The sequence below is a fragment of the Pedobacter sp. Leaf132 genome, assembly GCF_920984695.1.
Classification (GTDB): Bacteria; Bacteroidota; Bacteroidia; order Sphingobacteriales; family Sphingobacteriaceae; genus Pedobacter.
The window spans coordinates 596,538-608,866 of record NZ_CAKLBO010000001.1 but is presented as its reverse complement, the minus strand read 5'-3'; the positions used below and the strand labels follow the sequence as shown (position 1 = coordinate 608,866).

Here is a 12,329-nt window from a genome sequence, read left to right as displayed (position 1 = left end):
ACTATTTTAATTTCTCGTTATTTTTATGTCTATCCGCATCGCGGATGCTTTTCTTTTGCAAGTTTTTCTCAAAGGCATCAGTTAAGTTAATGCCCGTTTGGTTTGCCAGGCAAACTAAAACAAAAAGTACATCAGCCATTTCATCTGCCAGGTTTACCTCTTCATCACTTTTTTTAAAAGATTGCTCGCCATATTTGCGAGCCATAATACGGGCAACTTCGCCAACTTCTTCCATTAAGATAGCCGTATTGGTTAACTCATTAAAATAACGGATACCGGTTGTGTTAATCCACCTATCTACAGTTTGTTGTGCTTCTTCAATGGTCATGTTTACGTTCTTCTATCTCTAATTTCAGCCTAGTATTAATGTCTATCTTGGCACCTTCCAAAAGGAAAACTGTTGTACCTTTTTCTCTTGCAAATGTATTCCTCAATTCACCAATTTTGGTTATTTTTTCAAAAAGAGGTTGCTCTTTCTTACGTTCAGGATCGCTCTCACCTGCTTCTCTTATCAAAATTAAATCTTTTATAGGTTTATCCATCTTAAACCAATAAAGATAATCGGCATTGTAAGAAACTGCATCTATGTTTTTAAATTTCGAATAATAATTAATTGCTCCTGCTTGCCCGTAGTTATCTGTACGTACAACAACTGCAGTTTTATCTTTAACTTTTGCGTAAGCTGAATCTACAATTGCTGCTAACTCTTTCCAACCAAGCATATCCGCATAATCCTGTGGTAAATTATGGTTTTTTCCATCTTCCCAACGCAAAGCACCTACTTTTTCAAAACGTTTTATATGCTGTACAATTTCAATTGGCGAGTATACCGGCATCAAGATTGGAACTATGTAATAAAATGATCCAACAGTCAAAACTACAAGCAGCCCATAAATCACGTATTTTCTGCCAATAACAATAGTAAGGTAAACACTTCCAAAAGCTAATAAAACCGGATATAAACCTAATGCATAATAGGATTTGGCATTGAAATAACTAAAAATTGATATGGTAAAAATATAAGAAAATAAAACCCAAAGGTGCTTACGGAAAGGTTTATAGATGGCTAAGCCAATGAAACCCGCTAGCCAAATAAATACCACATTTATAAAAAACAGGATTTGTTCTTTAAAGAAATCAGACCGTTTTACATTTACTAATTGCGTTTCTGCAAGTTCCTTCATGTGGCTTATTACCGGAAAATGATGTCCAATTTGCCATATTACATTCGGCGATATGATTAAAAACGCAAGGAGTACCGAAAAATATAAGTGTTTATTCTGAAAAATTTTTCGGTTCGGTAAAATGAGAACAGCCGGCAATATTCCCAAAACCAAAAACATCACATTATATTTATTAAGAAAACCTAAGCCCAGCCAAATAGCAAAATAGTATAGATATTTGATTTGCTGATCTTCAAAATATTTTAAAAGGCAATAGTAAATGGCCGTCCAGGCTAAAACATCAAATGAATTTGGTTGATAAAGTATGTTAATTCTTAAATACACAGAGCATAAATATGCAAGTGCCACCAAACATTTGGCAATTAAATTACCTTTCAAAGCATCTACAATTTGCCAGGCGAAAAGCATAGTTAATGCGCCAAATAATGTTGGAAAAAATTTTACCCAGAAAACACTTCCACCAAGCAGATTTATAATTACCGAAAATATGGCTGTTAATGGTGGAATTGAGGTAAAGCCTGCTGCTAAATGACGGCCCTGATCTAAATGTAAAAATTCATCGCGATGAAGCTCATAAACATTATTAACCAACGCATAACTCAAAACAAATTTAAGTAAGATAAAGCCCGAAAGTATGATTGTTTCAAGAAAGGGCGATTTTTTTTCTTTCATCACTCCTTATTTTTCGTGTCGATTAATATGGTTACCGGACCATCATTAAGCAAACTGATTTTCATATCTGCACCAAAAATCCCAGTTTCTACTTTTTTACCAAGCAAAGCCGACAGCTTTTCAATCATTTTCTCGTAAAGTGGAATGGCGATATCAGGTTTCGCTGCTCTGGTAAATCCCGGGCGGTTGCCCTTTTTGGTAGCCGCAAATAAAGTAAACTGACTGATTAAAAGAATGCTTCCATTAACATTGGCAAGAGCCTTATTCATTAGGTCGTTTTCATCAGAAAACACCCTCATATTTACAATTTTCTGAGCCAGCCAATCTAAATCTTCAATTGTATCTGCATCTTCAATGCCCAAAAGCACTAAAAAACCGGTTTCAATTTGTCCGGTAATGTTACCATCAACAACACAATTAGCCTGTGTAACTCTTTGTAAAACTGCTCGCATATTAAACCTTGGGATATTATAATGCGAAAGATAAGTATTTTGAAATTATTGTAAAAAACAGCAGTTAATGCCTGGTATCGTTGCCATGATAAATGCTCAGGTAACTTTCATATCTCGAAACCGCAATTTCATCATTATTAACCGCTTCAATTACCGCACAACCAGGTTCGTTAACATGTTTGCAATTATTAAAACGGCAATTGTGCGAAGTTTTAAAAATCTCTCTGAAGAAATGACCCAGCTCCTCTTTTTCTATATCAATAACACCTAATTCTCTAATTCCAGGCGTATCAACAATAAAACCACCTTGTGGCAACTCAAACATTTCGGCAAATGTAGTAGTATGTTGCCCTTTATCGCTCCAATCAGAAACTTCGCCGGTTCGCAAATCTCTATCTGGCAATAAAGCGTTAATCAAACTCGATTTTCCAACACCAGAATGGCCCGAAATCAATGTAATTTTATCGGTAATTAAATCTTGAATAACCGGAATATTGATGCCCTTCAAAGCCGAAACCTCGTAAGTTGCATATCCTATTTTTTCGTAAATTTCTTTAAAATCCTGCAGAATTTCTAAACCTTCTTTGCTAAACAAATCCAGTTTGTTAAATACCAAAACCGTAGGTACATCGTAAGCTTCGGCAGTTACCAAAAACCTGTCTATAAAACCTAAAGATGTTCTTGGAGAGGCCAGCGTTACTATCAAAATAGCCATATCTAAGTTTGCAGCCAAAATTTGAGCCTGCTTACTTAGGTTAATCGACTTGCGGATAATATAATTTTTACGTGGCAATAATTCATTAATCAAGCCCTGTTTGCTACCTTTTTCGAGGTCGAATTTTACCCGGTCGCCCACTGCAATTGGGTTTGTAGTTTTAATGCCTTTAATTCTGAATTTCCCTACAATACGGCAGTCATAACGTTCGCCATCATCGGCCAAAACATTGTACCAGCTCCCCGTAGATTTAATAATTAAGCCCTGCATATTTTGCAACAAAGGTATGAAAAGGATGGAAGATGTAAGAAGTAAAAATAGAAGGCGAATTTATAAAGATTTGAAAAGCAAAACCTGTGTTTCATTTTAACGTTCTCCCTGCTTTCTGCTTTATTCCGCTGCGCTCCATGCTCGCGTCAATCAGGTTTAAAGACTAAAGGTGTTGCACAAAATCCTTTCCAATTCGTCAATATGAACCTTTCGAAAAGTAACAATTCAAGCGCTAATAATTTATGCATATAAATTATGGAATTGCACAAAATTTACCAATATTTAATAATATTCAAAACCTGTCAATCGACATTTCGTCATTGCGAGGTACGAAGCAATCCCTACAACTTTGGGTTTGATTTGCGACTGCTCGAAGATTGCTTCGTGCCTCGCAATGACGAGCGTACCTTTTAACCTGACAGACATAGAAATATTTTTTGTTCATCTCTCGAAGTAGATTGCACCCAGCCCTGCAGTCACACCTCTTTGAAAAAACGATGGCAGCAAAAATCCGTACCCCTAAAACCCACATTAGTTTTCAGTTCAAAAAATGCTAGCATTCAATCTAATTAAACGTTTTATTAAAACAATTTTAAATAAAATTAAAAATTGTTTGCATTTAAGAAAAATAATCTGCTACTTTACAGTGTACAAAATACACCATTAGCGAATGATTTTTAACACTTCAATTATTACAACGATTATTATTACCACCGGGATAAACCAGCGGGGCTAATTTGTTGTAAGTTGAATTAACATAAAAACACAGAAAGCGTCCCGATACAAATCGGGACGCTTTTTTTTAACTCTTAAACCGAAACTGATTGAAAATTTAAGCTCATAGTAAATTAAAAGCCTTAAAAATAAATCAGTTAAAAACTATATAAAATAATGAAAGTATTAAAATTCGGCGGCACATCCGTAGGTTCGGCCGAGAACATTAAAACGCTGCTGAGCATAGTAGCCAAAGAAAAATTACAGAGCAATCCGGTAGTTGTATTATCGGCAATGAGTGGCGTAACCAATTTGCTAACCGATATGGCCGAAAAAGCCGAGCGTGGCGAAGATTACGATGCTGGCATTAAGGACATTGAGGCGAAACACTTCGCAGTTATCCGTTCGCTTTTGCCGGCAGCAGCCCAAAATCCGGTTTTTACGCGTTTAAAAATCTTCTTTAACGAACTAGAAGATTTATTACAGGCCGTAACCAATCTCCGCGAACTGAGCTTGCAAACTAAAGATCAGATTTTAAGCTACGGCGAACGTTGCTCCTCTTTCATGATTGCGCACATTGCATCGCAACAATTTAATAATGCATTATACGTAAATGGTGCTGAATTAATTAAAACCGATAGCAATTTTGGGCAGGCAAAAGTAGATACAGAATTAACTGAAATGTTGATTAATAACTTCTATCAGGCCAATAAGAGCAATGTTTTATTTGTTACCGGTTTTATTTCGAGCAATGCAGCTGGTCGCGTAACTACTTTAGGTCGCGGCGGTTCTGACTACACTGCAGCCGTTTGGGGCGCAGCTTTAAATGCAGAGGAAATTGAAATCTGGACAGATGTTAACGGTATGATGACCGCCGATCCACGCATCGTTAAAAAAGCATTTTCATTACCAGAATTGAGCTATACCGAAGCGATGGAATTAAGTTATTTCGGGGCGAAAGTGATTTATCCGCCAACAATGATTCCGGCTTTCATGAAGAAAATTCCGATTGTTATCAAAAACACATTTCAGCCAGATTTTTCAGGAACATACATAAAAAGCGATGTTAAAGCATCGAGTTTACCAATAAAAGGAATCTCTTCTATCGACCATATCAGCATTATTAATCTAACCGGAAGCGGTATGGTTGGCAAAGCAGGTTTTAGTGGCAGATTGTTTTCACTACTCTCTAGGGAACAAATTAATGTGGTGTTGATTACGCAATCATCATCAGAACATAGTATCACTTTTGCTGTTAAACCAACCGATGCAAATCAGGCAATTGCACTGATTAAGAAAGAGTTTGAGCTTGAATTAGATGCCAATAAACTGGCTTTACCAGAGGTTGAAAATAATTTAGCCGTGTTAGCAATCGTAGGCGAAAACATGAAGCGCACACCAGGTATGAGCGGACGATTGTTCAATGCTTTGGGCAGAAATGGTATCAATGTCAGGGCAATTGCCCAAGGTTCATCAGAATATAACATTTCGGTCATCATCAGCGCAGGCGATTTATCAAAAGCAGTAAATGCCGTTCACGATGCTTTCTTCACCGACTTAAAACGCACCCTTAACATTTTCTGCCTTGGAACCGGAAATATTGGTAAAACATTATTTAACCAACTGAAAGAACAAATGCCATTTTTGGCAGCAAATAACGATTTGCAAGTGAAAGTTGCAGGCATTAGCAATACCCGTAAAATGATTTTTAATCCTGAAGGATTATCATTAGAAGATTGGGAAAATGAGCTAAATGATAAAGGCGAACAAGCAGATTTAGCTGTTTTTGTAGACCGCATGAAAACTTTAAACTTACCAAATTGCGTTTTTGTTGATAATACCGCAGCAGAAACACCAATCGAATTTTACCAGGGTATTTTTGAAAGTAGCATTTCAGTTGTTACTTGCAATAAAAAAGGAAACTCAGCAGATTTTGCGCAATACAAATCATTTAAAGATGCTGCCCGCAAATTTGGTGTAGATTTTTATTACGAAACCAATGTTGGCGCAGGTTTACCAATTATCCGAACGTTAAAAGAACTGATGATGAGTGGCGATAAAGTTGCCCGAATCGAAGCAATTTTATCGGGAACCATTTCTTATATCTTCAATAATTTTAAGGGCGATGCCGGATTTTACGAAACGGTTAAAGAAGCACAAGAGTTGGGTTACACCGAACCCGATCCGCGTGATGACTTAAATGGTAAAGATTTCATGCGTAAAATGTTAATTCTGGCAAGAGATGCGGGTTATCCTTTAGAAGCAGAAAATGTAAAAATTGATAATATTTTGCCAGATGCATGTTTAAACGCAACATCTGTTGAAGATTTTTATTCAGAATTACAGAAAAATGCAGCATATTTTGAGCATTTGAAAACCAAAGCGGCGAGCGACGGGAAAGTGTTACGCTACATTGGAAAACTGGAAGATGGCAATGTAGAAATTAGTCTTCAAATGGTTGATGACAGCCATCCTTTCTACATGCTTTCTGGAAGTGATAACATTATTTCTTTCACAACAGACAGGTATAAATCTCGTCCGCTGGTGGTTAAAGGACCAGGTGCAGGCGCAGAAGTGACGGCTGCAGGCGTTTTCGCAGATATTATAAATGTAGGTTCTTTAAGTTAAAAGCATAGATATTGTCATGCTGAGCTTGTCGAAGCATTTTAGGTAAAGGTCTTCGATAAACTCAGACTGACTGTTCTTATAAAATTAAACAGATACCAAAAAATTCAAAAAACAAGAAGATAAATTCTGAAGAGTTGACGTAAGGTTTTTAATCTTTAACCCTTCATCCTTATTCTAATTATGAAAGAAATAAAAGTTTTTGCTCCGGCAACGGTTGCAAACGTAGTTTGTGGTTTCGATGTATTGGGCTTTGCTGTAAATGAGCCTGGCGATGAAGTTGAGATGTGTTTAACCGAAACACCGGGTGTTGTCATCAAAAAAATTACTGGCGATGATGGCCGTTTACCTTTAGATGCGGCTAAGAATACCGTGAGTGCCAGCGTACAGCATTATTTGAAACACATTAACCGATTAGATATTGGCGTTGAAATTGAATTGCACAAAAAGATGCCAATTGGTAGCGGTTTAGGCTCTAGTTCGGCAAGCACGGTTGCGGGTTTATTTGCTATTAATAAGCTAATGGGCGATTTACTAACGCCAAAAGAGTTGGTTCCTTTTGCCATGAAAGGTGAAGAATTAGCTTGCGGTTACGGCCATGCAGATAACGTTGCTCCAGCAATTATGGGTGGCTTTGTTTTGGTTAGAAGTTACGAACCACTTGATGTAATTTCGCTCCCAGCCCCGGCCGGAATGTATGCAGCAATTGTTTATCCTGAAGTTGATGTACCTACAAAAGATGCCCGACAGATGATTCGCAGCAAGGTATTTTTAAAAGATGCAGTTACCCAATGGGGAAATGTTGCAGGCCTGGTAAGCGGATTATTTATGAATGATTTCGACCTTATCGGCCGAAGCATGAAAGATGTTTTGGTTGAACCAACGCGTTCTATTTTAATTCCTGGATTTGATGAGATGAAAAATCTGGCAATGGAAAACGGCGCTATTGGTTTTGGTATTTCAGGTTCAGGACCATCGGTTTTTGCCTTAACAAAAGATGAAGAAACGGCAAAAAAAATAACCAAAGCACAACAACAACATCTACATAAAATTAATATTAACAGCAAAGCTTTTGTTTCTTCGGTTAACGCCGAAGGACCGAGAGTTATTTAAGTGATACGTTATAAGTTTGCTAGTTCAAAACTTATAACGTATTACTTATTACCTACAACTTAAACCATGAAATTGTACTCAACCAACAATAAAAACCTAAGCGTTTCTTTTAAAGAGGCTGTTTTTAATAGCATGCCGCAAGATAAGGGCTTATATATGCCTGTAGAAATTCCTCAGCTTGATGCGGATTTTATAGAACATATTGAAAAATATACCTTGCCTGAAATTGCAAATAAAGTTGCTTCGGCATTATTAAAAGATGAAATTCCTGCTGATGATTTAAAAGCATTAATTGATGATGCTATTAATTTTGATGCGCCTGCGGTAAAACTAGATGAAAAAACTTTTGTGTTGGAGCTTTTCCACGGACCATCATTAGCATTTAAGGATTTTGGTGCTCGTTTTATGAGTCGCGTAATGGCATATTTTCTAAAAGATGGCGAACAGCTTCTAGATGTTTTAGTGGCTACATCCGGCGATACTGGAGGTGCAGTGGCCTTAGGTTTTTTAGGTGTAACAAATACCAGAGTTACCATTCTTTATCCAGAGGGAAAAGTAAGCCCGATACAGGAACTACAACTAACTACTAACGGACAAAATATTAGAGCCATTGAAGTAAAAGGAACTTTTGATGATTGCCAGGCCTTGGTTAAACAAGCTTTTGCCGATAAAGACCTGAACGCGAAATTCCGTTTAACTTCTGCTAATTCAATAAATATTTCTAGATTAATTCCGCAAACCTTCTATTACTTTAACACTTATGCGCAGTTAAAAAAGCAAGGATTAATTGATTTAATTTTCTCCGTTCCGAGTGGAAATTTTGGAAACATTGGTGCTGGTTTATTGGCCTACAAATTAGGCTTACCAGTGAAACAATTTATTGCTGCAACCAATATTAACGATACCGTTCCCCGCTTTTTAGAATCAGGTGTTTATGAAACAAAACCATCAACACAAACCTATTCAAATGCAATGGATGTTGGTGCACCAAGCAACTGGGTTCGTATTATGGATTTATTTGATAACGATGTTGAAGCATTAAAAAACATAATTACTTCTTATCGTTTTAATGATGAAGAAACACTTGCAGGCATCAAAGAGATAGATGCTAAATTTGATTATGTAGCTTGTCCGCACACGGCAATTGCCTACTTAGCCATTAAAAAATTTAGAAAGGAAAATCCTGAAGATAAAAGTGCAGCGGTATTTTTATCTACTGCACATGCCTGCAAATTTCCAGATATTTTCCCTGTAGATATTGCTGCTAAAATAGAAATTCCAAAACAGGTTAAAGCGCTACAGAGCAAAGCACATCATGCAGATAAATTAGGTGCTGATTTTGAAGGATTTAAAAGTTATTTGTTAAAGAATGCAGATTAAAACAGAATCATTAAGAGCGGTGGTAATTTAAATTCTGAAAGTCTCAGCATTACATAAAATTATATCCAAACTCTTAAGGTTTTCAAAAAATAGGAAACAATTTATTTATTTTGGATGTATCCTATTATAAACATTCTAGCCGATGATTGTTAAAGAAGTTCAAGATGCAAGTGCAGAATTATGGGAAAATGCGTTACCGCATATCTCTATAGATTGTGTGGTTTTTGGCTTTCATAATAACAGTTTAAATGTGCTAATGCCAAAGCTAAAAGGCGAACAAAGCTGGATGCTTCCTGGTGGCTATGTTTACAAAGATGAATCAATTGATGATGCGGCGAAACGTATACTTTTTGAAAGAACCGGAGCCGATAAAGTTTTTTTAAATGCCTTTGGCGTATTTGGAAACCTGAACCGTTCAGAGGATTATTTTAAAGACTATCCAGATAATTTATGGCATAAGCAACGCTTCATAACCTTGGGCTATTATGCCTTGGTAAATCACAATGATGTTAATCCTGTAACTGATGTTTATTCGGATTCTTGTGAATGGATTTCTATCGAAAACATTCCAAACTTGGTGATGGATCATAAGAATATCCTACAAAAAGCTTTGCAAGCTTTGCGAGAACAAATAAGCCACAAACCGATAGGATATAATTTACTTCCTGAAACCTTTACCATGCCTGAACTACAGGCTTTGTATGAAATCATTCTTGGTCAGAAATTAAACAGAGGTAATTTCTACCGCAAAATTATGCGCTATAATATTTTGGTTAAACTCGATGAACCTAGAAAAGGTGGCGCACATAAGGCACCAAATCTTTATCGTTTTGATAAAGAGAATTATAAAAAAGCATTGAATGAAATAAATTGGTAAAGCATAAAAAAGCCGGAATTTCTTCCGGCTGATTCCTATCATTACTACTCACCTTTTTGTGTTTTTAATAATTGCAATTCGCGTTTAAGATCGTCAATTTGCTGTTGTTGTTCTTTTATACTTCCAACCAAAAGCGGGATTAAACGTTCGTAATCTACCTTAGTCATCGTAGCAGAATTAAAAGCATTTTTACCTGCCGCGTATTGTTTTGCCTGCACTGCAACTACTGATGGCACGGCCGCTTTGGCATCTGAACCAACAAATCCATATTGTGGTGTTGATGGAAGTTTCAACTTTTCGGCCCATGCTTTATCGTAATTAAAACTTACCGGCTGTAATTTAGAAACCATTTCTAAAGAGTTGTTTAGAGGCTTAACATTGTTTTGTACAACTTCTTGTGCACTAAGAGAAAATGATGCGGCTACAAAAAATACCGCGAGTGAAATTGCTCGTTTCATATTATGATATAATTAAATTAAAAAAAAATGAATGATGCCTAAACTGTTTTTTAGGCAGAGAAAAAAGATTTGTTTACGAAAAAACTATCTTTAAATAGATGGTGGAGGCGTTAAAACCTCAATAGAGTGGGCTAAAACAAAGGAATCTCCAGAAACCGGTAATTTCTCCGGTGATGCTGAAAATACCTGAAAGGAAGAATTAGCGAAAAGTTGATCATCAAAGTATTCACTTTCAATTTTCTTCTCTTCTTTTTCAGAATCATCAGCTAGTGCTGTGTATTCAATAGTTGAGGTAGAAAATTTTAAATACGACATCACATTGCTCACCTTAAAAAATAAGGTTAGTGTTACGCAAATAATTAAAACATATTTAAAATTTATAAACTTCATTCTTACAAAGATAAGTTGTATAAATTGTTTAACAAAAAAGCTAAGATCAATGTTTTGTAATTTTCCCAAAAGCGTAGAAAGCCTTTGGCAAAAACACTTAAATTTTAAAAAATCGCTTTTGCAATTTGCTTAGTTTGCTCTGGCCTGCCCATGGTATAAAAATGCAACACTGGAACACCAAAATCGATTAGCTCCTTACATTGCTTAATCATGGCTTCTGTACCAATTTCTTTTGCTTCAGCATTGCTTTTTGCATGAGATAATGCGTCCGTAAGTTCATCGGGTAAATCGATATGGAAAATTTTTGGCAACACATTTAATTGCGTTAATGTGCTTATCGGTTTTAAACCCGGTATAATCGGTACATTAATATCGTTCTCCCGGCATTTTTTTACGAAGTCGAAATACTTCTGATTATCAAAAAACATTTGGGTTACGATAAACTCAGCACCCATATCTACCTTTTTTTTCAAAAATTTAAAATCTGCATTTAAATTCGGAGCTTCAAAATGCTTTTCTGGATATCCGGCAACGCCGATACAAAAATCGCTTTTGAAAGTTTCTACATCTTCATGCAAAAATTTGCCTTCGTTGTGATTTTTGATGTGCTCGATTAAATCTGTAGCGTAGCAATGGCCACCTTTAGTTGGCACAAAAGAATGATCGGCGGCACGGGCATCTCCACGTAAGGCCAAAACATTATCAATACCCAAAAACTGCAGATCGATTAATGCATTTTCTGTTTCTTCTTTAGTAAAACCGCCGCAAATTAAATGCGGAACGGCATCAATTTTATATTTATGAATGATTGCTGCACAAATGGCTATCGTTCCCGGACGTTTGCGGTAAGAAACTTTTTGCAATAAACCATTTTCCTGCTCTTTGTAAATGTAATCTTCGCGTAAAGAAGTTACATCAATAAACGGTGGATTAAATTCCAATAAAGGATCAATCGCATCGTAAATCCATTGTATACTTTGTCCTTTAATCGGCGGTAAGAGTTCGAATGAGAATAAGGTTTTACCTTTTGCCTCTTGAATATGTTGCGTAATTTTCATTTAGTACTTAGTATAAAGTATTGAGTATTATGATTAGAGGCTTAAACTTCTTTGCAATCCACTTATCATTTTTTGTATTTCGTTTATTTGAATTATTGTTCTATCATAATTGATTTTATCAATATATCCGAACTCGAAAGCTAATATTATCTGCGTTTCTAATTCAAATGCAGAGCCTAAACTTATGCTTAAAAACCGATTGAATTCTTTAGCTGATGCTCTACCACAGCCTTCTGCAATATTTGATGGTATCGATATAGCCGAGCGGGTTATTTGAGATGTTAAAGAATATCTTTCTTCTGCAGGAAAAGTTCTGGTGAGCTGAAATACCGATCTCGATATTTGAATTCCCATTTTCCAAACTTTAAGATCTCTGAAATTATGCATCTTGTCTAATTACTTTACACTAAGTACTAAATAC

The 12,329-nt window shown here is 36.2% G+C and carries 12 protein-coding genes; 4 read left to right on the top strand and 8 right to left on the bottom strand.

Going from position 1 to position 12,329, the window contains the following annotated elements; genetic code table 11:
- Position 1: 1 nt before the first annotated feature.
- The 4 genes from LUA86_RS02625 to rsgA form a co-directional block, all read right to left on the bottom strand.
- Positions 2 to 328 (bottom strand): nucleotide pyrophosphohydrolase, encoded by a 327-nt coding sequence (locus LUA86_RS02625; protein WP_231459000.1) that lies wholly within the window; start codon positions 326 to 328, stop codon positions 2 to 4.
- A complete protein-coding gene (locus LUA86_RS02620) occupies positions 318 to 1,856 on the bottom strand; it encodes a glycosyltransferase family 39 protein (protein ID WP_231458999.1) in 1,539 nt (512 codons plus the stop codon). Before LUA86_RS02620 ends, LUA86_RS02625 begins: the two co-directional genes overlap by 11 nt.
- Positions 1,856 to 2,308: a D-aminoacyl-tRNA deacylase gene (gene dtd, locus LUA86_RS02615; RefSeq protein WP_231458998.1), complete on the bottom strand. Its 453-nt coding sequence runs from the start codon at positions 2,306 to 2,308 to the stop codon at positions 1,856 to 1,858. The genes LUA86_RS02620 and dtd overlap by 1 nt, the downstream gene beginning before the upstream one ends.
- Positions 2,309 to 2,372: 64 nt before the next feature.
- Positions 2,373 to 3,293 (bottom strand): ribosome small subunit-dependent GTPase A, encoded by a 921-nt coding sequence (gene rsgA, locus LUA86_RS02610; protein ID WP_231458997.1) that lies wholly within the window; start codon positions 3,291 to 3,293, stop codon positions 2,373 to 2,375.
- A gap of 891 nt (positions 3,294 to 4,184) precedes the next feature.
- Between rsgA and thrA the strand changes: the two genes are divergently transcribed.
- From thrA to LUA86_RS02590, 4 genes are all read left to right on the top strand, one after another.
- Positions 4,185 to 6,635: a bifunctional aspartate kinase/homoserine dehydrogenase I gene (gene thrA / locus LUA86_RS02605; protein WP_231458996.1), complete on the top strand. Its 2,451-nt coding sequence runs from the start codon at positions 4,185 to 4,187 to the stop codon at positions 6,633 to 6,635.
- A 180-nt stretch (positions 6,636 to 6,815) separates the two neighbouring features.
- A complete protein-coding gene (locus LUA86_RS02600; RefSeq protein WP_231458995.1) occupies positions 6,816 to 7,745 on the top strand; it encodes a homoserine kinase in 930 nt (309 codons plus the stop codon).
- A gap of 66 nt (positions 7,746 to 7,811) precedes the next feature.
- Positions 7,812 to 9,125 carry a threonine synthase gene (gene thrC, locus LUA86_RS02595; RefSeq protein ID WP_231458994.1) on the top strand — a complete coding sequence of 438 codons (1,314 nt, stop codon included), beginning with the start codon at positions 7,812 to 7,814 and terminating at the stop codon, positions 9,123 to 9,125.
- Positions 9,126 to 9,267: 142 nt separating this feature from the next.
- Positions 9,268 to 10,002, top strand: a complete 735-nt coding sequence (locus LUA86_RS02590; RefSeq protein WP_231458993.1) for an NUDIX domain-containing protein — start codon at positions 9,268 to 9,270, stop codon at positions 10,000 to 10,002.
- A gap of 44 nt (positions 10,003 to 10,046) precedes the next feature.
- On the opposite strand, the gene LUA86_RS02585 is transcribed toward LUA86_RS02590, so the two are convergent.
- The 4 genes from LUA86_RS02585 to LUA86_RS02570 all read right to left on the bottom strand — a co-directional run bounded on the left by LUA86_RS02585 (position 10,047) and on the right by LUA86_RS02570 (position 12,295).
- A complete protein-coding gene (locus LUA86_RS02585) occupies positions 10,047 to 10,460 on the bottom strand; it encodes a tail fiber domain-containing protein (protein ID WP_231458992.1) in 414 nt (137 codons plus the stop codon).
- A 90-nt stretch (positions 10,461 to 10,550) separates the two neighbouring features.
- Positions 10,551 to 10,850: a hypothetical protein gene (locus LUA86_RS02580; RefSeq protein ID WP_231458991.1), complete on the bottom strand. Its 300-nt coding sequence runs from the start codon at positions 10,848 to 10,850 to the stop codon at positions 10,551 to 10,553.
- A gap of 104 nt (positions 10,851 to 10,954) precedes the next feature.
- Complete coding sequence (locus tag LUA86_RS02575) at positions 10,955 to 11,908, bottom strand: methylenetetrahydrofolate reductase (protein ID WP_231458990.1); 954 nt, start codon at positions 11,906 to 11,908, stop codon at positions 10,955 to 10,957.
- Between the two features lie 33 nt (positions 11,909 to 11,941).
- Positions 11,942 to 12,295, bottom strand: coding sequence for a four helix bundle protein (locus LUA86_RS02570; RefSeq protein ID WP_255713359.1), 354 nt, complete (start codon positions 12,293 to 12,295; stop codon positions 11,942 to 11,944).
- Positions 12,296 to 12,329 lie beyond the last annotated feature (34 nt).